Origin of the sequence: Pseudomonas sp. TMW 2.1634, from assembly GCF_001703595.1 — a bacterium.
Lineage (GTDB): Bacteria > Pseudomonadota > Gammaproteobacteria > Pseudomonadales > Pseudomonadaceae > Aquipseudomonas > Aquipseudomonas fragi.
In genome coordinates this window covers 3,868,511-3,892,025 of sequence record NZ_CP016849.1, presented here as the reverse complement: position 1 = coordinate 3,892,025, position 23,515 = coordinate 3,868,511, and the positions used below count along the sequence as shown (strand labels likewise).

The 23,515-nt window shown below is 56.3% G+C and carries 23 protein-coding genes; 21 read left to right on the top strand and 2 right to left on the bottom strand.

Annotation, left to right across the window (positions count from 1 at the left end; translation table 11 throughout):
• Positions 1–15: 15 nt before the first annotated feature.
• Entirely contained in the window at positions 16–1,119 is a 1,104-nt protein-coding gene (gene dnaN / locus BFC21_RS18345) for a DNA polymerase III subunit beta (protein ID WP_016782864.1), read from the bottom strand.
• A 38-nt stretch (positions 1,120–1,157) separates the two neighbouring features.
• The gene (dnaA, locus tag BFC21_RS18340; protein ID WP_083369697.1) at positions 1,158–2,666 is read right to left on the bottom strand and encodes a chromosomal replication initiator protein DnaA; all 1,509 of its coding nucleotides are present in this window, start codon (positions 2,664–2,666) and stop codon (positions 1,158–1,160) included.
• Positions 2,667–3,229: 563 nt separating this feature from the next.
• Between dnaA and rpmH the strand changes: the two genes are divergently transcribed.
• The 21 genes from rpmH (at position 3,230) to BFC21_RS18235 (ending at position 23,512) form a co-directional block, all read left to right on the top strand.
• Positions 3,230–3,364, top strand: a complete 135-nt coding sequence (gene rpmH, locus BFC21_RS18335; protein WP_003213577.1) for a 50S ribosomal protein L34 — start codon at positions 3,230–3,232, stop codon at positions 3,362–3,364.
• 16 nt (positions 3,365–3,380) lie between these two features.
• Positions 3,381–3,782 carry a ribonuclease P protein component gene (gene rnpA / locus BFC21_RS18330; protein ID WP_019828646.1) on the top strand — a complete coding sequence of 134 codons (402 nt, stop codon included), beginning with the start codon at positions 3,381–3,383 and terminating at the stop codon, positions 3,780–3,782.
• On the top strand, positions 3,775–4,008 hold the full coding sequence (yidD, locus tag BFC21_RS18325; protein ID WP_019828647.1) for a membrane protein insertion efficiency factor YidD: 234 nt from the start codon (positions 3,775–3,777) through the stop codon (positions 4,006–4,008). Before rnpA ends, yidD begins: the two co-directional genes overlap by 8 nt.
• 13 nt (positions 4,009–4,021) lie before the next feature.
• Entirely contained in the window at positions 4,022–5,704 is a 1,683-nt protein-coding gene (gene yidC, locus BFC21_RS18320; RefSeq protein WP_016782866.1) for a membrane protein insertase YidC, read from the top strand.
• 79 nt (positions 5,705–5,783) lie between these two features.
• Positions 5,784–7,151, top strand: a complete 1,368-nt coding sequence (gene mnmE / locus BFC21_RS18315) for a tRNA uridine-5-carboxymethylaminomethyl(34) synthesis GTPase MnmE (protein WP_086799506.1) — start codon at positions 5,784–5,786, stop codon at positions 7,149–7,151.
• A gap of 235 nt (positions 7,152–7,386) precedes the next feature.
• A complete protein-coding gene (locus BFC21_RS18310) occupies positions 7,387–9,003 on the top strand; it encodes an ATP-binding cassette domain-containing protein (RefSeq protein ID WP_088378588.1) in 1,617 nt (538 codons plus the stop codon).
• Between the two features lie 504 nt (positions 9,004–9,507).
• On the top strand, positions 9,508–11,400 hold the full coding sequence (mnmG, locus tag BFC21_RS18305; RefSeq protein ID WP_016782869.1) for a tRNA uridine-5-carboxymethylaminomethyl(34) synthesis enzyme MnmG: 1,893 nt from the start codon (positions 9,508–9,510) through the stop codon (positions 11,398–11,400).
• Entirely contained in the window at positions 11,397–12,041 is a 645-nt protein-coding gene (rsmG, locus tag BFC21_RS18300) for a 16S rRNA (guanine(527)-N(7))-methyltransferase RsmG (RefSeq protein WP_086799502.1), read from the top strand. Before mnmG ends, rsmG begins: the two co-directional genes overlap by 4 nt.
• An 18-nt stretch (positions 12,042–12,059) precedes the next feature.
• The gene (locus BFC21_RS18295; RefSeq protein ID WP_016782871.1) at positions 12,060–12,851 is read left to right on the top strand and encodes a ParA family protein; all 792 of its coding nucleotides are present in this window, start codon (positions 12,060–12,062) and stop codon (positions 12,849–12,851) included.
• Positions 12,852–12,860: 9 nt separating this feature from the next.
• Complete coding sequence (locus BFC21_RS18290; protein WP_088378587.1) at positions 12,861–13,733, top strand: ParB/RepB/Spo0J family partition protein; 873 nt, start codon at positions 12,861–12,863, stop codon at positions 13,731–13,733.
• Positions 13,734–13,881: 148 nt separating this feature from the next.
• Entirely contained in the window at positions 13,882–14,289 is a 408-nt protein-coding gene (locus BFC21_RS18285) for a F0F1 ATP synthase subunit I (RefSeq protein WP_003437994.1), read from the top strand.
• A gap of 16 nt (positions 14,290–14,305) precedes the next feature.
• Positions 14,306–15,175 carry a F0F1 ATP synthase subunit A gene (gene atpB, locus BFC21_RS18280; RefSeq protein WP_016782873.1) on the top strand — a complete coding sequence of 290 codons (870 nt, stop codon included), beginning with the start codon at positions 14,306–14,308 and terminating at the stop codon, positions 15,173–15,175.
• 122 nt (positions 15,176–15,297) lie between these two features.
• Entirely contained in the window at positions 15,298–15,555 is a 258-nt protein-coding gene (gene atpE, locus BFC21_RS18275) for a F0F1 ATP synthase subunit C (RefSeq protein ID WP_002555987.1), read from the top strand.
• A 57-nt stretch (positions 15,556–15,612) separates the two neighbouring features.
• Positions 15,613–16,083 carry a F0F1 ATP synthase subunit B gene (locus BFC21_RS18270; RefSeq protein ID WP_016782874.1) on the top strand — a complete coding sequence of 157 codons (471 nt, stop codon included), beginning with the start codon at positions 15,613–15,615 and terminating at the stop codon, positions 16,081–16,083.
• A 12-nt stretch (positions 16,084–16,095) separates the two neighbouring features.
• Positions 16,096–16,632 (top strand): F0F1 ATP synthase subunit delta, encoded by a 537-nt coding sequence (locus BFC21_RS18265; RefSeq protein ID WP_016782875.1) that lies wholly within the window; start codon positions 16,096–16,098, stop codon positions 16,630–16,632.
• A 21-nt stretch (positions 16,633–16,653) separates the two neighbouring features.
• Positions 16,654–18,198: a F0F1 ATP synthase subunit alpha gene (gene atpA, locus BFC21_RS18260; protein WP_086799496.1), complete on the top strand. Its 1,545-nt coding sequence runs from the start codon at positions 16,654–16,656 to the stop codon at positions 18,196–18,198.
• Between the two features lie 50 nt (positions 18,199–18,248).
• Complete coding sequence (gene atpG / locus BFC21_RS18255) at positions 18,249–19,109, top strand: F0F1 ATP synthase subunit gamma (protein WP_003438003.1); 861 nt, start codon at positions 18,249–18,251, stop codon at positions 19,107–19,109.
• 27 nt (positions 19,110–19,136) lie between these two features.
• Positions 19,137–20,516 (top strand): F0F1 ATP synthase subunit beta, encoded by a 1,380-nt coding sequence (gene atpD, locus BFC21_RS18250; RefSeq protein ID WP_019828667.1) that lies wholly within the window; start codon positions 19,137–19,139, stop codon positions 20,514–20,516.
• A 56-nt stretch (positions 20,517–20,572) separates the two neighbouring features.
• A complete protein-coding gene (locus tag BFC21_RS18245) occupies positions 20,573–20,992 on the top strand; it encodes a F0F1 ATP synthase subunit epsilon (protein ID WP_029611653.1) in 420 nt (139 codons plus the stop codon).
• Positions 20,993–21,107: 115 nt separating this feature from the next.
• Positions 21,108–22,475: a bifunctional UDP-N-acetylglucosamine diphosphorylase/glucosamine-1-phosphate N-acetyltransferase GlmU gene (gene glmU / locus BFC21_RS18240; RefSeq protein WP_120266421.1), complete on the top strand. Its 1,368-nt coding sequence runs from the start codon at positions 21,108–21,110 to the stop codon at positions 22,473–22,475.
• 269 nt (positions 22,476–22,744) lie between these two features.
• Positions 22,745–23,512 (top strand): DeoR/GlpR family DNA-binding transcription regulator, encoded by a 768-nt coding sequence (locus BFC21_RS18235; protein ID WP_088378585.1) that lies wholly within the window; start codon positions 22,745–22,747, stop codon positions 23,510–23,512.
• The last annotated feature ends 3 nt before the right edge of the window (positions 23,513–23,515 follow it).

Sequence of the window (23,515 nt, the reverse complement as noted above, 5' to 3'; positions counted from 1 at the left end):
TGGGCTGTGCATAAGTTACAGGCGCATCGGCATGACAACGTAAGCCGAGTCGTCGTTATCCGACTCCTGGACCAGGGCGCTGCTGTTGGAGTCCGACAGGATCAGACGCACTTGTTCAGTGGTCATGACGCCCAGCACGTCCAGCAGGTAGCTCACGTTGAAGCCGATTTCCAGCGAGCCGCCGTTGTAGTCGACGCCCACTTCTTCTTCCGCTTCTTCCTGCTCCGGGTTGTTGGCCTGGATTTTAAGCTGGCCATTGGCCAGTTGCAGGCGAATACCACGGTACTTCTCGTTGGACAGGATCGCGGTACGGCTGAATGCTTCACGCAGTGCCTGACGGTCACCGATCACCACCTTGTCACCGCCTTTAGGCAGCACGCGCTCGTAGTCCGGGAACTTGCCGTCTACCAGCTTGGAGGTAAAAGTGAATTCGCCAGTGGTGGCACGGATATGGTGTGCGCCCAGAACGATGCTCACTTCGCCGTCCGGCTCGGTCAGCAGGCGCGCCAGCTCAAGGATGCCCTTGCGCGGCACAATCACTTGATGACGGTCGGGCTGGCCGATATCGGCTTTCATCGAGCACATGGCCAGACGGTGACCGTCGGTCGCCACGGCGCGGATGATACCGGCCGATACTTCCAGCAGCATGCCGTTGAGGTAGTAACGAACGTCCTGTTGCGCCATCGCAAAGCTGGTGCGCTCGATCAAGCGACGCAGTTTGCTTTGCTGCAGGCTGCAGGTCAGCGAGCCCGGGCCTTCTTCAACCGTCGGGAAATCGTTGGCTGGCAGGGTAGACAGGGTAAAGCGGCTACGGCCTGCCTTGACGACCAGTTTGTTGTCATCGAGTTTGATATCGATCAGGGCATCGTTGGGCAGGCTTTTGCAGATATCCATCAGCTTGCGCGCAGGCACAGTGATTTCGCCTGGTTCGGCCGGCTCTTCAAGTTGCACACGACCAACCAGCTCGACCTCAAGGTCGGTACCGGTCAGCGACAGTTGCTGGCCTTCGACAACCAACAGCACGTTGGACAATACCGGCAAGGTCTGGCGGCGTTCAACTACGCCGGCGACCAGTTGCAGGGGTTTCAACAGGGCTTCGCGTTGAATGGTGAAATGCATGGTCTAGTCCCTTGCCTTAATAAGCTGCGCTGGTGTCATCAGGTTGTCAGAGTTCGCAGCAGGTTCTTGTAGTCCTCACGGATGTCCGCGTCGGATTCCTTGAGCTCGTTGATCTTGCGGCATGCGTGCAAGACCGTGGTGTGGTCGCGACCGCCAAACACGTCGCCGATTTCCGGCAAGCTGTGGTTGGTCAGTTCTTTGGACAGGGCCATCGCGACCTGGCGTGGTCGGGCAACCGAGCGCGAGCGGCGCTTGGACAGCAAGTCCGAAATCTTGATCTTGTAGTACTCGGCCACCGTGCGCTGGATGTTATCCACAGAGACGAGTTTGTCTTGCAGCGCCAGCAAGTCCTTCAGCGACTCGCGAATCAACTCGATGGTGATGTCGCGGCCCATAAAGTGCGAGTGGGCAATAACGCGCTTGAGCGCGCCTTCGAGCTCACGCACGTTGGAGCGAATACGCTGGGCGATAAAGAAGGCTGCATCGTGGGGCAGGTCAACTTTGGCCTGATCGGCCTTCTTCATCAGGATCGCTACGCGGGTCTCAAGCTCCGGCGGTTCGACGGCAACCGTCAAGCCCCAGCCAAAACGCGACTTGAGACGCTCTTCGAGGCCTTCGATCTCTTTAGGGTAGCGGTCACTGGTCAGAATCACTTGCTGACCACCTTCAAGCAGGGCGTTGAAGGTGTGGAAGAACTCTTCCTGGGACCGTTCCTTGCGCGCAAAGAATTGAATGTCATCGATCAGCAAGGCATCCACCGAACGGTAGAAGCGCTTGAACTCGTTGATGGCATTGAGCTGCAGGGCTTTGACCATATCCGCTACAAAACGCTCGGAATGCAGGTACACGACCTTGGCATTCGGGTTTTTCTTCAGCAGGTGGTTACCCACCGCGTGCATCAAGTGAGTCTTACCCAGACCTACGCCGCCATAAAGGAAGAGCGGGTTGTAACCGTGCTTGGGGTTGTCTGCCACCTGCCACGCCGCAGCGCGAGCCAGTTGGTTGGACTTGCCCTCAACGAAGTTTTCGAAGGTAAAGGTGCGGTTCAGGTAGCTGGTGTGCTTGAGCGCACCTTCAACCTGGACGGTGCGCTGCTCGGCACGCACAGGCGCTTGCTGCGAGCTGGCGCCGGCCATCGGGTCGAAGCTGGCGCGCGAAGGCTCTTCACTGGCGGCCTCGGCCTGCTTTGGAGCAGGGGCGGGCGCCGCTGTAGCCGTTGGCGCAGGAGCGCTCGGCGCCGGGGCCTGTTGGGAGGCCGCTGCAGCCAGAGGCGCATTGGGCGCAGCACGAGGCGCCGAGCTGCGTTTGCTGCCTATTAACAAGGACAACGCTGGCGCCATGCCATTGCTGTGCTCATTAAGCAGTTCAAGCAAACGGCTCAAGTACTTTTCGTTGACCCAGTCGAGAACGAATCGGTTGGGTGCATACACACGCAACTCGTCGCCTTCGGCTTCGACCTGTAGTGGACGGATCCAGGTGTTGAATTGCTGGGCAGGCAGCTCATCGCGCAAAAGCTCCACGCACTGCTGCCAAAGTTCCACTGACACGGATATCCCCTAAGTTGAAAGCCGGTGAGGCAAAAACAGGCGCCATTGTAGCGACCGCGGTCCCACTTATCCACATGTAGCTGTGCGGCATATAGGGGGTTAACCGGGTTTTTGCTGTGAACAAAGCGACAAATGGTATGTGCATAAGGTCTGTGGATAAGCGGGCCTGAGCTCGTTGCACAAGTGGGGGTAAAACTCTGTGCATAACCAGCCTGTGGATAAAGAGCCCTTTCATGCACAGCTTATCCGCGTGCGCAGCACAGGCAAAGCACCGCTTGTGGACAACCTTTCTGATCTCTGAAAACCTTGCTGTACAAGGGCTGTATAGAGTTATCCACAGAGAACGGGCTCTGTAAGAGTAGTAAGTTCTTTAAAAAAGCTTTAAATACTTCGTTTTTTTATTTCTATAGTTGGCAGGCACCCGAGAGGTGCAAAACGGCAAACATCTATTTAGCAGTAAACGTTGGTTGGAAATTGACCTATCGGCTTGCATTCTCTAGAATCGCCGGTCTCTTAAAACGGGGGCCATTCCGGCCCGTTGTGGACGAACCAGGTAGCACGACATGAAACGTACTTTCCAACCAAGCACTATCAAACGCGCCCGCACTCACGGTTTCCGTGCTCGCATGGCTACTAAAAACGGCCGTGCAGTCCTGTCGCGTCGCCGCGCCAAAGGCCGTGCACGTCTGGCAGTTTGATAATCAGACAATGGTGGTGAGTCAGGACTTCAGTCGGGAAAAGCGGTTACTCACTCCCCGACATTTCAAGGCAGTCTTTGACTCCCCCACCGGCAAGGTTCCGGGGAAAAATCTCCTGCTCCTTGCGCGTAGCAACGATCTTGATCACCCCCGCCTGGGGTTAGTGATCGGGAAAAAGAGCGTAAAGCTCTCCGTTGAGCGCAATCGCCTTAAGCGTTTGATGCGTGAATCGTTTCGTCTCCACCAGGATTTACTGGTTGGTTGGGATATCGTTATCGTCGCGCGCAAAGGTTTGGGTGACGTAGAGAACCCCGAATTGATTCAGCATTTCGGCAAACTCTGGAAGCGTCTGGCCCGTAACACGCCAGTTCCAGCGGTTAAAACCGAAACTGTAGGGGTAGGCAGTCCTGATGCGTAAACTGGCACTCGTTCCGATCCAGTTTTATCGCTATGCCATTAGTCCTTTGATGGCCAGCCACTGCCGTTTCTACCCCAGTTGTTCCTGCTACGCGTTGGAAGCCATCGAAAATCATGGCCTTCTGCGCGGCGGCTGGCTGACCTTTCGTCGTTTAGGTCGCTGTCACCCGTGGAATCCCGGTGGTTACGACCCGGTTCCGCCTATCCCTACCTCCCGTTCTTCTTGATGGCCGAGTAATCATGGATATTAAACGCACGATCCTGATCGTCGCTCTCGCAGTCGTGTCCTACGTTATGGTTCTGAAATGGAACCAGGACTACGGCCAAGCTGCCCTGCCGACTCAGAATGTTGCCGCCAGCACCACCGCGCCGGCTTTGCCCGACACGGTTTCAGGTAACAACGCTTCGAACAGTGCCGATGTACCCAGCGCCAATACTGATACCAGCACACCGACTGAAACCCCGGTGGCTGCAAGCAAAGACCTCATCCATGTAAAAACGGATGTTCTGGATATCGCGATTGATCCACAGGGTGGTGACATTGCCCAGCTGCGTCTGCCGCTGTACCCACGTCGCCAGGATCACCCGGATGTTCCTTTCCAGTTGTTCGATAACGGCAACGAACGCACCTATCTGGCACAAAGTGGCCTGACAGGCGTTGATGGCCCGGACGCCCGTCCGTCAGGTCGTCCTGTTTTCAGCACTGAGAAAAAGACCTACGAACTGGCCCCAGGCCAGGATCAACTGGTTGTTGACCTGAAATTCAGCGAAAACGGCATCAACTACATCAAGCGCTTCACGCTCAAGCGTGGTCTGTACGATGTACAAGTCAGCTATCTGATTGATAACGAGAGCGGCAAGCCGTGGAACGGCAACCTGTTCGCGCAATTGAAGCGTGATGCCAGCTCCGATCCTTCTTCCAGCACCGCCACCGGCACTGCGACTTACCTGGGCGCTGCCCTGTGGACAAGTGCAGAGCCGTACAAAAAAGTGTCGATGAAAGATATCGACAAGGCTCAGCTGAAAGAAACCGTACAAGGCGGCTGGGTTGCCTGGTTGCAGCACTACTTTGTGACCGCGTGGATCCCTCAGAAAGGCGATAACAACGTCGTTCAGACCCGCAAAGACAACCAGGGCAACTACATCATCGGTTTCACTGGCCCAACCTTGACCGTTGAGCCGGGCAAAACCGCTGAAACCAGCGCTACCCTGTACGCTGGTCCGAAAAGCCAGGGTGTACTCAAAGAGTTGTCCCCAGGCCTGGAACTGACAGTCGACTACGGCATCCTGTGGTTCATTGCCCAGCCTATTTTCTGGCTGCTGCAACATATCCACAGCCTGGTCGGTAACTGGGGTTGGTCGATCATCTTCCTGACCATGCTGATTAAAGGGATCTTCTTCCCTCTGTCGGCCGCCAGCTACAAGTCGATGGCCCGCATGCGCGCTGTGGCACCAAAACTGGCCGCTCTGAAAGAGCAGTTCGGTGATGACCGCCAGAAAATGTCGCAAGCGATGATGGAGCTGTACAAGAAAGAGAAGATCAATCCACTGGGTGGCTGCTTGCCGATCCTGGTGCAGATGCCGGTCTTCCTGTCCTTGTACTGGGTACTTCTGGAAAGTGTTGAAATGCGCCAGGCGCCGTTCATGCTCTGGATTACCGACCTGTCGATCAAGGACCCGTTCTTCATCCTGCCGATCATCATGGGCGCAACCATGTTCATCCAGCAGCGTCTGAACCCGACTCCGCCGGACCCGATGCAGGCCAAGGTGATGAAGCTGATGCCAATCATCTTCACCTTCTTCTTCCTGTGGTTCCCGGCTGGTCTGGTGCTGTACTGGGTTGTGAACAACTGCCTGTCCATCGCTCAACAGTGGTACATCACGCGTAAAGTCGAAGCGGCTACCAAAAAAGTCGCTGAGTAACTTACTCTGATAAGCACCACTCAAAACGCCCCCTAGTGGGGCGTTTTGCTATCCGTCACTTTTGTTTTGAGGCCTGTTTATGAGTGTTCCGGCTGAGACTATTGCCGCAGTAGCGACCGCCCAAGGCCGAGGTGGTGTGGGGATCGTACGTATTTCCGGGCCGCTCGCCCGTGTTGCGGCCAAAGCGTTCAGTGAACGCGAACTGAAACCGCGCTATGCCCATTACGGCCCTTTTTACGGCGAAAACCGTGAAGTGCTCGATGAAGGCATTGCGCTGTATTTCCCGGGCCCGAACTCCTTTACCGGCGAAGACGTGCTTGAACTGCAGGGCCACGGCGGCCCGATCGTTCTCGACATGCTGCTGCAGCGCTGCATCCAGCTGGGCTGCCGACTGGCACGCCCCGGGGAATTCAGCGAGCGGGCATTTTTGAATGACAAGCTCGACCTGGCCCAGGCCGAGGCGATTGCCGACCTGATCGAGGCAAGTTCTGCACAGGCTGCGCGTAATGCATTGCGCTCCCTGCAGGGGGCTTTCTCTCAACGTGTGCATAACTTGACCGAGCAATTGATCAGTTTGCGCATCTATGTGGAAGCGGCGATTGATTTCCCGGAAGAAGAAATCGACTTTTTGGCCGATGGCCATGTGCTCGGTATGCTCGACAAGGTGCGCGAAGAGTTATCCACAGTTCAGCGCGAAGCCGGGCAGGGGGCCTTGCTGCGCGACGGCATGACCGTGGTGATTGCCGGGCGGCCCAATGCTGGCAAGTCGAGCCTGCTCAATGCCCTGGCCGGTCGTGAAGCGGCAATCGTGACCGAGATCGCCGGTACCACCCGTGATGTGTTGCGCGAACATATCCACATCGATGGCATGCCGTTGCACGTGGTTGACACTGCCGGCCTGCGCGACACCGACGATCATGTGGAAAAAATCGGCGTGCAGCGGGCACTCAAAGCCATTGGCGAGGCTGATCGGGTGTTACTGGTGGTCGATGCCACGGCGCCGGAAGCGGATGACCCGTTTGCCCTGTGGCCAGAGTTTCTGGAACAGCGCCCGGATCCGGCGAAAGTGACCTTGATCCGCAACAAGGCGGATCTGAGCGGTGAGAACATTGCCCTGGAAGTCAGCGAAGATGGCCACGTCACCATCAGCCTGAGTGCCAGATCCACAGAGGGGCTGGACTTGCTGCGCGAACACCTTAAAGCCTGCATGGGCTATGAGCAGACCTCGGAGAGCAGCTTCAGCGCACGCCGACGCCATCTGGAGGCACTGCAGCACGCCAGCCATGCACTTGAGCACGGCAGGGCACAACTGACCCTGGCGGGTGCAGGGGAGCTGCTGGCCGAAGATTTGCGTCAGGCGCAACATTCCCTTGGCGAAATTACCGGGGCGTTCAGCTCGGATGACCTGCTGGGGCGGATTTTCTCGAGCTTTTGTATCGGTAAATAACCCCTCAACCTTGTGGGAGCGGGCTTGCTAGCGATTGGATCGCCGTGGTGTGACAGGTACACCGCGTCACTGCCATCGCGAGCAAGCCCGCGCCTACAAGTCTTGCACTATACTTTTGCGGTACACATTCACACGAGGTATTAGTCCAATGCGCAATTGATGCCGCCGCGATGCTTGCGGCCAGTTCTTCATTCCCCTGCAACAGGGGGTAGATCTGTGCATCTTTGGAGTGCGTATGGCTCTCGTGACCTGTGTGACGCTGGAAAGCGTTTCTTATCATCTGCCTGGTGGCAGTTGCCTGTTTTCTGATCTTGATCTGCACCTCGACCAACGCCGCACCGGCCTGGTGGGTAGAAATGGTGTGGGTAAAAGCATATTGGCGCAGCTGATCGCCGGAGATATTGCCCCCTCAAGAGGCCGCTGCATTCGCAACGGCTCTGTGCATTACTTGGCTCAGCAAATCAGTCCGGATCCCGAACAGACCGTTGCCTGCCTCGCCGGTGTGCAACCCATCCTTGCCGCGCTTGAGCGCATAGAGCAAGGCAGCAGCGCGCAAGCGGACTTTGACTGCGTCGGTGATCGCTGGGCTATCCGCCAGCAATTGCACGATCAACTGGGGCACAACAACCTTTCACACCTGACGCCCTCCACACCCGCCTCAAGCCTGAGCGGTGGCGAAGCCATGCGCGTGGCACTGATGGGCGCCTTTATGGCTGAAGCCGACCTGCTGATCCTGGATGAACCGACTAATCATCTGGATCGACAACACCGCAGGGCCCTTCATGAACAGTTAGAGCGGTGGCCCAACGGCTTGCTGGTCATCAGCCATGATCGCGATTTGCTCGAACGGATGGAGCGCATCCTTGAGCTGTCATCCTTGGGGCTCACCGGCTATGGCGGTGGTTACTCGTTTTATGCACAGGCCAGGGCCCAGCAAGGGGAAGCAGCGCAACATCAACTGGCCGTGGCCAGGCTTGAGCGCAAGCGGCAGGAACAGGTATTGCGTGAGCAAAGGGAAAGCCTTGAGCGCAGACAATCGCGGGGTAACAAGCAGGCCAGCGAGGCCAATCAGGCAAAAATCCTGCTGGGACGTCAAAAGCAGCGTAGCCAGGCCAGCAGCGGCAAACTGCGCATGCAACAGGATGCAGCGCGTGAGCTGCTGGATACTCAAGTCCGCCTGGCCGCGAACCGGGTTGAAGAGCAGCAGGCTATCTTTGTCCACCCACCTCAAGATTGTTTGAGTACACCGGCGCAAATTGCAGAATTGATTAATGCGCGCCTGCCCCAGGGTGCAGAACATTTGCGCGCCATCGATCTAACCCTTGCCCGTGGCCAGCGCGTGGCTTTGCTGGGACCGAACGGTTGCGGCAAATCGACATTGCTCAGGGTGCTGGCCGGGCAACTGCCGGTTGTTTCGGGCCGCGCACATACCTTCGTCAGCACCGCTTATCTGGATCAGAACCTGGGGATATTGGCAGCGGATCGCTCAGTTCTTGATCAATTGCAGTCTCTCAACCGGCAACTGAATGAAGGTCAATTGCGTACCCGGCTGGCGCAATTGGGCCTCAATGCCGATCAGGTCTGCCTGCCATGCGGGGAACTCAGTGGTGGCGAACGATTGAAAGCCGCGATGGCCTGCGTGTTTTATGCCCAGGTGCCACCACCGCTGCTGTTACTCGATGAACCCGCCAATCATCTGGATTTGCCTTCGATTCTGGCACTGCAAAGCATGCTCAATCAGTACCGGGGAACGCTGGTGGTCACTTCTCACGATGAGCTGTTTATCACGGCAATCGGAATGACCCACAAGCTCCAGGCATCACCCACAGGCTGGCTGAAAACAGCTGTGTAAGCCTGCCGGCCTCTACCGTTTATCACTTTAATCACCGACCGATCATCCGACCGCTTGCTGGAATGCGCCTGCAAGCGGTTTTCGGCTGCCTGTTTATGGGCCCTGAAACGTTCAAACAAGGGAATAAGCCCTGTGCATAACTGCCCTTCAGATCAGTGGGTAAGTAGGCCTTAAAACTGAAGACAACCACCCCTGTGGATAAGCACCTGTTTTACCCACAGGCTTAAAGCACTTATCCCAACCCCTCATCGGTGCATAACCACAGACTTTTGATTCTCTGTACAGTAGATAGAATATGGTCTGTAGCAATCTATCCACAGAAAGGTGCCTCAGTAGAAATAAACATAAAAACAAAGCTTTATAAATTTCTTCTCTATTTATTTATCTATCTTGCCCTTATCCACAGCTGGTTAAATTTTGTGCAAAGGGTTCTTTAAGAAGGGCGAAGTCCCTATACTTCGCGGTCTATCCAAAAAACCCCTAGTAACAGGCACGAGGTGCGTGGTGAATTTCCCTTCCCGTTTTGCAGTGATCGTCATCGGCGGCGGTCACGCCGGAACCGAGGCTGCACTTGCTTCAGCACGCATGGGCGTAAAAACCCTGCTGTTGACCCACAACGTGGAAACCCTCGGGCAAATGAGCTGCAATCCTGCAATTGGCGGGATTGGTAAAAGCCATCTGGTTAAAGAAATCGATGCCCTTGGCGGCGCGATGGCGATTGCCACCGATAAAGGCGGCATTCAGTTCCGCGTACTCAATGGCCGTAAAGGCCCGGCAGTGCGGGCAACCCGCGCACAGGCCGACCGCATCCTGTACAAGGCGGCCGTACGCGAAATTCTGGAAAACCAGCCCAACCTGTGGATATTTCAACAGGCCGCTGATGACCTGATCGTTGAACAGGATCAAGTGCGTGGCGTAGTGACCCAAATGGGCCTGCGTTTCATGGCTGATGCCGTGGTTTTGACAACAGGCACCTTCCTCGGTGGACTTATCCACATCGGGATGCAGAATTACTCGGGCGGCCGCGCCGGTGATCCACCTTCGATCGCCTTGGCACACCGTCTGCGTGAACTGCCATTGCGAGTGGGCCGCCTGAAAACCGGTACGCCACCGCGTATCGATGGCCGCTCTGTGGATTTCTCGGTCATGACCGAGCAACCGGGCGATACCCCGATTCCCGTGATGTCGTTCATGGGCAACAAGGAACAGCACCCGGCCCAGGTCAGCTGCTGGATTACCCATACCAACGCACGGACACACGAAATCATCGCGTCCAACCTTGATCGTTCGCCGATGTATTCCGGTGTGATCGAAGGTATAGGCCCGCGTTATTGCCCGTCGATCGAAGACAAGATCCATCGCTTTGCCGACAAGGAAAGCCATCAGGTCTTTATCGAGCCGGAAGGTTTGACCACCCACGAGCTGTACCCGAACGGGATTTCCACCTCCTTGCCGTTCGATGTGCAAATCCAGATCGTGCAATCGATTCGCGGCATGGAAAACGCCCATATCGTGCGTCCGGGCTACGCCATCGAGTACGACTACTTCGACCCGCGTGACCTCAAGTACAGCCTCGAAACCAAAGTTATCGGCGGCTTGTTCTTTGCCGGGCAAATCAATGGCACCACCGGCTACGAAGAGGCCGGTGCGCAAGGTTTGCTGGCTGGCGCCAACGCTGCATTGCTCGCACAGGGCAAGGAAAGCTGGTGCCCGCGTCGTGATGAAGCGTACATCGGGGTGCTGGTCGACGACCTGATTACCCTGGGTACTCAAGAACCGTACCGGATGTTCACTTCCCGCGCCGAATACCGCCTGATCCTGCGCGAAGACAACGCTGACATGCGTTTGACCGAAAAAGGCCGCGAACTGGGCCTGGTCGACGACGCCCGTTGGGCGGCTTTCTGCACCAAACGCGAAAGCATCGCGCAGGAAGAGCAGCGCCTCAAAAGCACTTGGGTTCGCCCGGGTACCGAGCAGGGTGATGCCATTGCAGCCAAGTTCGGCACGCCGCTGACCCATGAATACAATTTGCTCAACCTGCTGACCCGCCCCGAAATCGATTACGCCGGTCTGGTTGAAGTGACCGGGCAGGGCGCAGAAGATCCGCTGGTTGCCGAGCAGGTTGAAATCAAGACCAAGTACGCCGGTTATATCGATCGTCAACAGGACGAAATTGCTCGTCTGCGTGCCAGTGAAAACACCAAGCTGCCTGTGGATATCGATTACACGACCATCTCCGGTCTGTCGAAAGAGATCCAGAGCAAGCTGGGCGCTACCCGTCCCGAGACCCTGGGCCAGGCTTCGCGTATCCCGGGTGTGACCCCCGCGGCGATTTCCCTGTTGATGATTCACCTGAAAAAGCGCGGCGCTGGCCGCACGTTGGAGCAAAACGCTTGAGTTCGCTGGTAACCGCACAACACGCCGAAGAGTTATCCACAGGGGCACGCCAGCTGGGCGTTGCACTGACCGAAAGCCAGCATCAGCAATTGCTGGGTTATCTGGCCCTGTTGATCAAATGGAACAAGGCCTACAACCTCACGGCTGTGCGTAACCCGGACGAAATGGTGTCGCGCCATTTGCTCGACAGTCTGAGCGTGATGCCCTTCATCGAAAACGGCCGTTGGCTGGATGTGGGCAGTGGCGGCGGCATGCCGGGTATTCCCCTGGCGATCCTGTTTCCCGAGTCGCAAGTGACCTGCCTGGACAGCAACGGCAAGAAAACCCGTTTCCTGACCCAGGTAAAACTCGAGCTGAAGCTGGATAACCTGCAAGTTATCCACAGTCGCGTCGAAGAGTTCCAGCCTGAGCAGCCTTTCAACGGAATTGTTTCCAGGGCTTTCAGCAGCATGGAGAATTTCAGCAACTGGACCCGTCACCTGGGCAACAGCGAAACGCGCTGGTTGGCAATGAAGGGCGTCCATCCGGCCGATGAGCTGGTAGCATTGCCGTCTGATTTTCGTCTAGATAGCGAACACGCCTTGACCGTTCCGGGTTGCCAAGGCCAACGCCATCTGCTGATACTGCGCCGCACGGCATGATTGGGAACGCAAGCAAGAATGGCTAAGGTATTCGCAATAGCGAACCAAAAGGGTGGTGTGGGTAAAACCACCACCTGTATCAACCTCGCAGCATCGCTGGTCGCGACCAAGCGCCGCGTACTGCTGATCGACCTCGATCCACAGGGCAACGCCACCATGGGTAGCGGTGTGGATAAACACGGCCTTGAGAATTCGGTCTACGACCTGCTGATCGGCGAATGCGACCTGGCGCAAGCCATGCATGTTTCCGAGCACGGTGGTTACCAGCTTCTGCCGGCCAACCGCGACCTGACGGCAGCCGAAGTCGTGCTGCTCGAAATGCAGATGAAGGAAAGCCGTCTGCGCACGGCCCTGGCACCGGTTCGCGAGAGCTACGATTACATCCTGATCGATTGCCCGCCGTCGCTGTCGATGTTGACTCTGAATGCTCTGGTGGCTGCCGACGGGGTCATTATCCCCATGCAGTGCGAGTACTTCGCACTCGAAGGCTTGAGCGACCTTGTGGATAACATCAAGCGCATCGCCGAGCTGCTCAACCCGAACCTGAAGATCGAAGGCCTGTTGCGGACCATGTATGACCCGCGCCTGAGCCTGATGAACGATGTATCGGCGCAGCTCAAGGAACACTTCGGTGAGCAGCTCTACGACACCGTGATTCCGCGCAACATCCGCCTGGCCGAAGCGCCGAGCTACGGCATGCCGGCGCTGGCGTATGACAAAAATTCCCGTGGCGCGATTGCTTACCTTGCCCTGGCAGGCGAGCTGGTTCGTCGTCAACGTCGTTCTACCCGCACGCCTCAGCCAACTTAAGGAAATCCCATGGCCGTCAAGAAACGAGGTCTCGGACGCGGACTGGATGCACTCCTGAGTGGTCCAACGGTCAGCTCGCTGGAAGAGCAAGCGGTCAAGGTTGATCAAAGCGAACTGCAACACCTGCCCCTGGACCTGATCCAGCGCGGCAAGTACCAGCCTCGTCGCGACATGGATCCGCAGGCGCTCGAAGAACTGGCCAGCTCGATCCGCACCCAGGGCGTGATGCAACCGATCGTGGTGCGTCCGATCGAAGGCAACCGCTTCGAGATCATCGCCGGTGAGCGTCGCTGGCGCGCCAGCCAACAGGCTGGCAAGGACACCATCCCGGCGATGGTCAAAGACGTGCCGGACGAAACCGCCATTGCGATGGCGTTGATCGAGAACATCCAGCGCGAAGACCTCAATCCGATTGAAGAAGCCGTCGCCTTGCAGCGCTTGCAGCAAGAGTTCCAGCTGACTCAACAGCAAGTGGCCGACGCTGTGGGCAAGTCCCGGGTGTCTGTGGCCAACTTGTTGCGATTGATTTCCTTACCGGAAGTGATCAAGACCATGCTGTCCCATGGCGACCTGGAAATGGGCCACGCACGGGCACTGCTCGGTTTGCCTGACGCTCAGCAGGTTGAAGGGGCGCGACACGTTGTCGCACGAGGCCTGACGGTACGTCAGACTGAAGCCCTGGTTCGCCAGTGGTTGAGCGGCAAACAAGAGCCCGCTGAACCGGTAAAAGCCGATCCGGACATTGCCAGGCTCGAACAGCGTCTGGCAGAGCGGCTAGGCTCTGCGGTGCAGATCCGCCACGGAAAGAAGGGAAAAGGCCAGTTAGTGATTGGTTACAATTCTCTGGATGAGCTGCAAGGAGTGCTTGCTCACATCCGCTGAAACATTTCCTCATGTAGCGCGCAGTCGGAAATCACTACCTGACAGTTGAATAGGGGCTTCGTCGCCCCTATACTCTGCGCGCATTTTGTCGGCACAAATTATGCCAAGTTTTCAATCTTTGGTAGCCGACCTTTGAGGAGCAGTTGTGATGGAAACCCGCACGCCAAACCGCTTGCCGTTCCATCGCTTGGCGGTTTTTCCGGTTTTGCTGGCTCAATTTGTCGTTTTATTGCTGGCTGCTCTGGGGCTCTGGCAATGGCATGGAGTCGTCGCCGGATATTCAGGACTCTGCGGAGGCCTGATAGCTTTGCTACCCAATGTGTATTTTGCTCACAGGGCTTTTCGGTTTTCCGGCGCCCGAGCAGCGCAAGCCATCGTCCGGTCGTTTTACGCCGGTGAGGCAGGCAAGTTAATTTTGACGGCAGTGCTGTTCGCGCTGACGTTTGCAGGTGTGAAGCCATTGGCGCCGCTAGCTGTATTCGGCGTCTTCGTGTTGACCCAACTGGTCAGCTGGTTCGCTCCCCTGCTAATGAGAACAACACTTTCGAGACCTTAGGGCGTTTGAGGCAACCATGGCAGAAACAACCGCTTCGGGCTATATCCAGCACCACTTACAGAACCTGACCTTTGGGCAGCTACCTGATGGCGGCTGGGGCTTTGCCCACACCGTTGCAGAAGCTAAATCAATGGGCTTTTGGGCGTTCCACGTCGATACTCTCGGCTGGTCGCTGTTTGTTGGTCTGATCTTCATCCTCGTATTCCGCATGGCGGCCAAGAAGGCAACTTCCGGTCAGCCAGGCGCACTGCAGAACTTCGTAGAAGTCCTGGTGGAATTCGTTGATGGCAGCGTAAAAGACAGTTTCCACGGTCGCAGTGCTGTTATCGCACCGCTGGCGCTGACCATTTTCGTGTGGGTGTTCCTGATGAACGCCATCGACCTGATCCCGGTTGACTGGATTCCTCAGTTGGCGATCCTGATCACGGGCGACGAACACTTCCCGTTCCGTGCCGTACCGACGACAGATCCAAACGCGACAATGGGCATGGCCCTGTCGGTGTTTGCACTGATCATCTTCTACAGCATCAAGATCAAGGGCATCGGCGGCTTCATCGGTGAACTGACCCTGCACCCATTCGGCAGCAAGAACATTTTTGTTCAGGCGCTGCTGATTCCGGTGAACTTCCTGCTCGAATTCGTGACGTTGATTGCCAAGCCTATTTCGTTGGCTCTGCGTCTGTTCGGCAACATGTACGCTGGCGAACTGGTGTTTATCCTGATCGCCGTAATGTTCGGCAGCGGCCTGCTTTGGCTTAGCGGTCTGGGCGTGGTGCTGCAATGGGCGTGGGCTGTATTCCACATCCTGATCATCACCTTGCAAGCGTTCATCTTCATGATGTTGACCATCGTCTACCTGTCGATGGCACACGAAGATAATCACTAAGATCCGCTTCGGCGAATCTGGTGCTCCTCTCACCCTCGGGTGAGAGGGCGTCGCAAAATGATTTTGTTTTACCGCTTTAATCTAAAAACCTAAACCATACGACGTAAAAGTCGGGAGGAAAGATGGAAACTGTAGTTGGTCTAACCGCTATCGCTGTTGCACTGTTGATCGGCCTGGGCGCACTGGGTACCGCAATTGGTTTCGGCCTGTTGGGTGGCAAGTTCCTGGAAGGCGCAGCGCGTCAACCAGAAATGGTCCCAATGCTGCAAGTTAAAATGTTCATCGTTGCCGGTCTGCTCGACGCCGTAACCATGATCGGTGTTGGTATCGCACTGTTCTTCACCTTCGCTAATCCTTTCGTTGGTCAACTCGCTGGCTAATCACTCGAATTGTCGAGTTGATTAGAGTGATGGACAACGAACGAGCGAGGTGTTGGCGTGAACATTAATGCAACCCTGATTGGCCAGTCCGTTGCGTTCTTCATTTTTGTACTGTTTTGCATGAAGTTCGTGTGGCCTCCGGTCATCGCGGCATTGCAAGAACGTCAGAAGAAGATTGCGGCTGGACTGGACGCTGCTAACCGAGCAGCTCGCGACCTGGAGTTGGCCCAAGATAAAGCGGGTCAACAACTGCGCGAAGCTAAGGCTCAAGCAGCTGAAATCATTGAGCAAGCCAAGAAACGCGGTACTCAGATCGTAGACGAAGCCCGTGAACAGGCTCGCGTTGAAGCTGACCGTGTGAAGGCTCAGGCTCAGGCCGAGATCGAACAGGAACTGAACAGCGTTAAAGACGCCCTGCGTGCCCAATTGGGTAGCCTGGCTGTTGAAGGCGCAGAGAAGATCCTGGGTGCCACAATCGATCAAAACGCGCACGCGGAGCTGGTTACTAAACTGGCTGCTGAAATTTAAGCGAGGGCGATCATGGCAGAATTGACCACGTTGGCCCGACCTTACGCTAAGGCAGCCTTCGAGCACGCCCAGGCCCACCAGCAACTGGCCTCTTGGTCAGCCATGCTCGGCCTGGCTGCAGCAGTGTCGCAAGACGACACTATGCAGCGCGTGCTCAAGGCCCCGCGACTGACGAGCGCAGAAAAGGCCGCCACGTTTATTGACGTGTGCGGCGACAAGTTCACTGTAGAAGCACAGAACTTCATCAACGTCGTTGCCGAAAACGACCGTCTCCCGCTATTGCCGGAGATCGCCGCTCTGTTTGACCTGTACAAGGCCGAACAAGAGAAATCGGTAGACGTTGAAGTGACCAGTGCTTTTGCATTGAACCAAGAACAGCAAGACAAACTCGCCAAGGTTCTCAGTGCACGACTCGACCGGGAAGTGCGCCTGCAAGTTGCGGAGGATGCCAGCCTTATAGGTGGTGTCATCATCCGCGCCGGCGACCTGGTTATCGATGGCTCGGTTCGCGGGAAACTCGCAAGCCTTGCCGAAGCATTGAAATCTTGAGTTTGAAGGGGCAGCAGAGCAATGCAGCAACTCAATCCTTCCGAAATAAGTGAAATTATCAAGGGCCGCATCGAAAAACTCGATGTGACCTCCCAAGCCCGTAACGAAGGCACTGTCGTCAGCGTATCTGACGGCATTGTGCGGATTCACGGTCTGGCCGACGTAATGTACGGCGAGATGATCGAGTTTCCGGGCAGCGTCTTCGGTATGGCTCTCAACCTCGAGCAAGACTCTGTAGGTGCCGTAGTACTGGGCGCATACACGACTCTGGCTGAAGGCATGAGCGCCAAGTGCACTGGCCGCATCCTGGAAGTTCCGGTTGGTAAGGAACTGCTGGGTCGCGTTGTCGACGCACTGGGTAACCCAGTTGATGGCAAAGGTCCACTGGGCAACACCGAGACTGATGCAGTCGAGAAAGTTGCTCCAGGCGTGATCTGGCGTAAGTCGGTAGACCAGCCTGTACAGACTGGCTACAAGGCTGTCGATGCCATGATCCCTGTCGGCCGTGGCCAGCGTGAGCTGATCATCGGTGACCGTCAGATCGGTAAAACCGCTCTGGCGATCGACGCGATCATCAACCAGAAGAACAGCGGCATTTTCTGTGTATACGTAGCGATCGGTCAGAAGCAATCGACCATCGCCAACGTGGTTCGCAAGCTGGAAGAAAACGGCGCGCTGGCTAACACCATCGTCGTTGCTGCCAGTGCTTCCGAATCCGCAGCGCTGCAGTTCCTGGCACCGTACTCCGGTTGCACCATGGGCGAATACTTCCGCGACCGCGGTGAAGACGCGCTGATCGTTTATGACGATCTGTCCAAGCAAGCAGTGGCTTACCGCCAGATTTCCCTGCTGCTGCGCCGTCCACCAGGCCGTGAAGCTTACCCAGGCGACGTGTTCTATCTCCACTCCCGTCTTCTGGAGCGCGCATCCCGCGTATCCGAAGAATACGTAGAGAAGTTCACCAACGGCGCAGTGACCGGCAAAACCGGTTCCCTGACCGCACTGCCGATCATCGAAACCCAGGCTGGCGACGTTTCCGCGTTCGTTCCGACCAACGTGATTTCCATCACTGACGGTCAGATCTTCCTGGAATCGGCGATGTTCAACTCCGGGATCCGTCCTGCAGTGAACGCCGGTGTTTCGGTATCCCGTGTGGGTGGTGCCGCTCAGACCAAGATCATCAAGAAGCTGTCCGGTGGTATCCGTACCGCTCTGGCTCAGTACCGTGAACTGGCAGCATTTGCCCAGTTCGCTTCTGACCTGGACGAAGCGACCCGTAAGCAACTTGAGCATGGTCAGCGCGTTACCGAGCTGATGAAGCAGAAGCAATACGCACCAATGTCGATCGCTGACATGGCGCTGTCGCTGTATGCCGCTGAGCGTGGGTTCCTGACTGACGTCGAAATCACCAAGGTCGGTAGCTTTGAACAAGCGCTGATTGCTTACTTCAACCGCGATCACGCCGAGCTTATGGCGAAGATCAACGTTAAAGGTGACTTCAATGACGAAATCGACGCTGGCATCAAAGCCGGTATCGAGAAGTTCAAGGCCACCCAAACCTGGTAAGCCGCAGCGGGAGCCGCAAGGCTCCCGCTTGCTAACCTGATAGGTGTTACATGGCAGGCGCAAAAGAGATTCGCAGTAAGATTGCGAGCATCAAAAGCACGCAAAAGATTACCAGCGCCATGGAAAAAGTGGCGGTCAGCAAAATGCGCAAGGCACAAATGCGCATGGCTGCTAGCCGTCCTTATGCGGAGCGTATCCGCCAGGTTATTGGGCATTTGGCCAACGCCAACCCGGAATACCGCCACCCGTTCATGATCGACCGCGAAGTTAAGCGTGTGGGTTATGTGGTTGTGAGCAGTGACCGTGGTTTGTGCGGTGGTTTGAATACCAACCTGTTCAAGGCTTTGGTCAAGGACATGGCGGTAAACCGTGAAAACGGCGTCGAGATTGATCTGTGCGTGGTCGGCAGCAAGGGTGCGGCATTTTTCCGTAACTTCGGCGGTAACGTCGTCGCTGCTATCAGCCATCTGGGTGAAGAACCGTCGATCAATGATTTGATCGGCAGCGTTAAGGTGATGCTGGATGCTTACCTGGAAGGCCGTATTGACCGCCTGTCCGTGGTATCCAACAAGTTCATCAACACCATGACGCAACAGCCTACTGTGGAGCAATTGATTCCACTGGTGGCGACCCCGGATCAAGAACTCAAGCACCACTGGGACTATCTCTACGAACCGGATGCCAAAGAGCTGCTTGACGGCTTGATGGTGCGTTACGTGGAGTCGCAGGTGTACCAGGCGGTGGTCGAGAACAGTGCAGCTGAACAAGCTGCGCGGATGATCGCAATGAAGAACGCCACTGATAACGCCGGTGACTTGATCAGCGATTTGCAGCTGATCTACAACAAGGCGCGTCAGGCTGCGATCACCCAAGAGATCTCGGAAATCGTCGGCGGCGCTGCCGCGGTTTAACGGTTCAAATATTCAGAGGATCCAGCTATGAGTAGCGGACGTATCGTTCAAATCATCGGCGCCGTGATCGACGTGGAATTTCCACGCGAAAACGTACCGAGCATCTACAACGCGCTGAAAGTACAAAGCGCGGCCGGAACCACTCTGGAAGTTCAGCAACAGCTGGGCGACGGCGTGGTTCGTACCATTGCGATGGGTTCCACCGAGGGCTTGAAGCGCGGTCTGGAAGTCACCGACACTGGCGCAGCCATCTCCGTTCCAGTCGGTAAAGCGACTCTGGGCCGGATCATGGACGTTCTGGGCAACCCGATCGACGAAGCTGGCCCGATTGACACCGAAGAGCGTTGGGGCATTCACCGCCCGGCGCCGTCCTTCGCTGAGCAAGCTGGCGGCAACGACCTGCTGGAAACCGGCATCAAGGTTATCGACCTGATCTGCCCGTTTGCAAAAGGCGGTAAGGTTGGTCTGTTCGGTGGTGCCGGTGTAGGCAAAACCGTAAACATGATGGAACTGATCCGTAACATCGCCATGGAACACAGCGGTTACTCTGTGTTTGCTGGTGTGGGCGAGCGTACCCGTGAGGGTAACGACTTCTACCACGAGATGAAGGATTCCAGCGTACTGGACAAAGTGGCACTGGTTTACGGTCAGATGAACGAGCCGCCGGGTAACCGTCTGCGCGTAGCACTGACCGGCCTGACCATGGCCGAGAAGTTCCGTGACGAAGGTAACGACGTACTGTTGTTCGTTGACAACATCTACCGTTACACCTTGGCCGGTACTGAAGTATCCGCACTGCTGGGCCGTATGCCTTCTGCAGTAGGTTACCAGCCGACTCTGGCTGAAGAGATGGGTACTCTGCAAGAGCGCATCACTTCGACCAAGAACGGTTCGATCACTTCGATCCAAGCGGTATACGTACCTGCGGATGACTTGACTGACCCGTCGCCTGCGACCACGTTTGCCCACTTGGACGCCACCGTCGTTCTGTCCCGTGACATCGCTTCCCTGGGTATCTACCCGGCAGTAGATCCACTGGATTCGACTTCGCGCCAGCTGGACCCGAACGTAATCGGCCAGGAACACTACGACACCGCTCGCGGCGTTCAGTACGTGTTGCAGCGTTACAAAGAACTGAAGGACATCATTGCGATCTTGGGTATGGACGAGCTGTCGGAAACCGACAAGCAGTTGGTATCCCGCGCTCGTAAGATCCAGCGTTTCTTGTCTCAGCCGTTCTTCGTGGCTGAAGTCTTCACTGGCGCTTCGGGTAAATACGTTTCCCTGAAAGACACCATTGCTGGCTTCAAAGGCATCCTCAACGGTGACTACGACCACCTGCCAGAACAAGCGTTCTACATGGTCGGCGGCATCGAAGAAGCGATCGAGAAAGCCAAGAAACTGTAATTCCAGCGCCCGGCAACGGGCGCTAATCAGGTTGAGGCAATCAGATGGCTAATATGATGACAGTCCATTGCGATATCGTCAGTGCGGAAGGAGAAATCTTTTCCGGTCAGGTCGAGATGGTGATTGCGCACGGCAGCCTGGGTGATCTTGGTATCGCTCTGGGTCACGCTCCGCTGATCACTGAACTCAAGCCAGGTCCGATCCGCCTGATCAAGCTGGGCGGGGAATCGGAGGTGTTTTACATCTCCGGTGGTTACCTCGAGGTTCAGCCGAACATGGTCAAGGTTCTTGCCGACACCGTGCAACGTGCTGCCGACCTGGATGAAGCCTCTGCTCAGGAAGCCGTAAAGGCTGCCGAGAAGGCACTGAACGAAAAAGGCGCAGATTTCGATTACGGATCTGCTGCTGCACGTCTGGCCGAAGCCGCAGCTCAGCTGCGCACCGTCCAGCAAATCCGCAAGAAGTTCGGCGGCTAAGCCTCCTGTCTTATTGTGTGATTGATTAAAAAGGGTAGCCTCGGCTACCCTTTTTCTTTTTCCGCGAAATACTTTTTGGTCGCAACCGCTGACCACCCAGGATTGGTAGCCAGTCATGTCTCTCGATATCGTTATTCTCGCCGCAGGTCAGGGCACCCGCATGCGTTCCGCCCTGCCCAAGGTTCTGCACCCCGTAGCCGGCAATTCCATGCTGGGTCATGTTATCCACAGCGCCCGCCAGCTCAAGCCGACCGGCATCCATGTTGTTATCGGCCACGGTGCCGAGCTGGTGCGTGAACGCCTGGCAGCCGATGACCTGAATTTTGTCCTGCAAGACAAGCAACTGGGTACCGGCCACGCGGTGGCTCAGGCGTTGCCGTTTTTGACCGCGCAAAATGTGTTGATCCTGTACGGCGATGTACCGCTGATCGAAGTCGAGACGCTGCAGCGTTTGCTCAAGCAAGTGGGCCCCGAGCAACTGGGCCTGCTGACCGTCAACCTGGCCGACCCGACTGGCTATGGCCGTATCGTGCGTGATGCCAGCGGCAAGGTCAGCGCCATTGTTGAGCACAAGGATGCGACCGAAGCCGAGCGTGCCATCACCGAAGGCAACACCGGAATCCTGGCCTTGCCGACCCAGCGTCTGGCTGACTGGATGAGCCGTCTGTCGAACAACAACGCACAGGGTGAGTACTACCTGACTGACGTAATTGCGATGGCGGTGAACGATGGTCTGGTGGTGGCCACCGAACATGCATTGGACCCGATGGAAGTGCAGGGCGCCAACGACCGTAAACAGCTCAGTGAGCTGGAGCGTCATTATCAGTTGCGCGAAGCCCGTCGTCTGATGGCATTGGGTGTGACTTTGCGTGACCCGGCCCGTTTCGATGTGCGTGGTGAAGTGACCGTTGGTCGTGATGTGCTGATCGATATCAACGTGATTCTTGAAGGTCGCGTGGTGATTGAAGACGACGTGGTCATCGGCCCGAACTGCGTGATCAAGGACAGCACCCTGCGCAAGGGGGTGGTGGTCAAAGCCAATAGCCATCTCGACGGTGCCGTGATGGGTGAGCATAGCGATGCCGGCCCGTTCGCCCGTCTGCGCCCGGGTAGCGTGCTGGATGCCCGTGCCCATGTGGGTAACTTTGTCGAATTGAAAAACGCCCACCTGGGTGAAGACGCCAAGTGCGGCCACCTGACTTACCTGGGTGATGCCGAAGTCGGCCCGCGCACCAATATCGGTGCGGGCACCATCACCTGCAACTACGATGGCGCCAACAAGTGGAAGACCGTGTTGGGCGCCGATGTATTTATCGGTTCCAACAACTCGCTGGTTGCACCTGTGGATATCTCCAACGGTGCCACCACTGCAGCGGGTTCGACCATCAACCAGGACGTCGCCCAGGAGCAACTGGCCGTTGGTCGTGCGCGCCAGCGCAATATTGATGGCTGGAAGCGTCCGGTCAAACAACCAAAGCCTTGATTTAAACTTATCCACAGCTATGGGGTGACGATTTAGCGTTATTAACAAGTCATCCTATAACTGTTTTAAATCAATAGGTTACCTAAAGCCTTGTCCGCACCCTGTGGATAAGGCTTTATTTTTTGTGAGGATAAACAAGCGTTTTGGCCAATAAATACAGGCCTAAATCGACTTATTCACAGAAAATAACCCGCAACATTTTCTTGACGAAGGTTTCGAGATACGGTTTCATTGCTTTCGTTATCTTTCGAAACGAAACTTAAGCCGTTATGTCTAAACGTAATACGCCACAACGCAGACACAACATCCTGGCCATGCTTGCCGAGCAGGGCGAAGTCAGTGTGGATGAACTGGCCAAGCGCTTCGAAACCTCCGAGGTTACGATTCGCAAGGATCTGGCTGCACTCGAAAGTAACGGGCTGTTATTACGTCGTTATGGCGGTGCCATCACCATGCCGCAAGAACTGGTCAGTGATGTACCGCAGCCTGTTTCTCTTTATAAGCAAGCCATTGCCCGCGCGGCTGTGGGGCTGATTAAAGAGCACGCCCGCATCATTATCGACAGCGGCAGCACCACCGCCTCGATGATTCCGCAATTAGGCCTGCAACCGGGCCTGGTGGTGATGACCAACTCCCTGCACGTCGCCAATGCACTCAGCGAACTGGAACATGAGCCTGTATTGCTGATGACCGGGGGCACCTGGGATCCGCATTCCGAGTCCTTTCAGGGACAGGTTGCCGAGCAGGTGTTGCGCTCCTACGACTTCGATCAACTGTTCATCGGTGCTGACGGCATAGACCTGCAGCGCGGCACGACAACTTTTAACGAGTTGTTGGGTCTGAGCCGGGTCATGGCTGACGTTGCGCGTGAAGTGATCGTGATGGTCGAGTCGGACAAGATTGGTCGAAAAATACCCAACCTGGAACTGCCCTGGAGCAGCGTCCATACCCTTATTACCGATGATCGCCTGCCCCTTGAGGCGCGCGAACAAATTCAGGCCCGGGGCATAACACTGTTATGCGCGGCTCTAAGCTAGGAG

What these genes read in the sequence shown, in the direction of transcription:
- dnaN (WP_016782864.1), bottom strand. Translation starts at nt 1,119, where the DNA reads ATGCATTTCACCATTCAACGCGAAGCCCTGTTGAAACCCCTGCAACTG.
- rpmH (WP_003213577.1), top strand. Translation starts at nt 3,230, where the DNA reads ATGAAACGTACTTTCCAACCAAGCACTATCAAACGCGCCCGCACTCAC.
- yidD (WP_019828647.1), top strand. Translation starts at nt 3,775, where the DNA reads ATGCGTAAACTGGCACTCGTTCCGATCCAGTTTTATCGCTATGCCATT.
- yidC (WP_016782866.1), top strand. Translation starts at nt 4,022, where the DNA reads ATGGATATTAAACGCACGATCCTGATCGTCGCTCTCGCAGTCGTGTCC.
- mnmE (WP_086799506.1), top strand. Translation starts at nt 5,784, where the DNA reads ATGAGTGTTCCGGCTGAGACTATTGCCGCAGTAGCGACCGCCCAAGGC.
- BFC21_RS18310 (WP_088378588.1), top strand. Translation starts at nt 7,387, where the DNA reads ATGGCTCTCGTGACCTGTGTGACGCTGGAAAGCGTTTCTTATCATCTG.
- BFC21_RS18295 (WP_016782871.1), top strand. Translation starts at nt 12,060, where the DNA reads ATGGCTAAGGTATTCGCAATAGCGAACCAAAAGGGTGGTGTGGGTAAA.
- BFC21_RS18290 (WP_088378587.1), top strand. Translation starts at nt 12,861, where the DNA reads ATGGCCGTCAAGAAACGAGGTCTCGGACGCGGACTGGATGCACTCCTG.
- BFC21_RS18285 (WP_003437994.1), top strand. Translation starts at nt 13,882, where the DNA reads ATGGAAACCCGCACGCCAAACCGCTTGCCGTTCCATCGCTTGGCGGTT.
- atpB (WP_016782873.1), top strand. Translation starts at nt 14,306, where the DNA reads ATGGCAGAAACAACCGCTTCGGGCTATATCCAGCACCACTTACAGAAC.
- atpE (WP_002555987.1), top strand. Translation starts at nt 15,298, where the DNA reads ATGGAAACTGTAGTTGGTCTAACCGCTATCGCTGTTGCACTGTTGATC.
- BFC21_RS18265 (WP_016782875.1), top strand. Translation starts at nt 16,096, where the DNA reads ATGGCAGAATTGACCACGTTGGCCCGACCTTACGCTAAGGCAGCCTTC.
- atpA (WP_086799496.1), top strand. Translation starts at nt 16,654, where the DNA reads ATGCAGCAACTCAATCCTTCCGAAATAAGTGAAATTATCAAGGGCCGC.
- atpG (WP_003438003.1), top strand. Translation starts at nt 18,249, where the DNA reads ATGGCAGGCGCAAAAGAGATTCGCAGTAAGATTGCGAGCATCAAAAGC.
- atpD (WP_019828667.1), top strand. Translation starts at nt 19,137, where the DNA reads ATGAGTAGCGGACGTATCGTTCAAATCATCGGCGCCGTGATCGACGTG.
- BFC21_RS18245 (WP_029611653.1), top strand. Translation starts at nt 20,573, where the DNA reads ATGACAGTCCATTGCGATATCGTCAGTGCGGAAGGAGAAATCTTTTCC.
- glmU (WP_120266421.1), top strand. Translation starts at nt 21,108, where the DNA reads ATGTCTCTCGATATCGTTATTCTCGCCGCAGGTCAGGGCACCCGCATG.
- BFC21_RS18235 (WP_088378585.1), top strand. Translation starts at nt 22,745, where the DNA reads ATGTCTAAACGTAATACGCCACAACGCAGACACAACATCCTGGCCATG.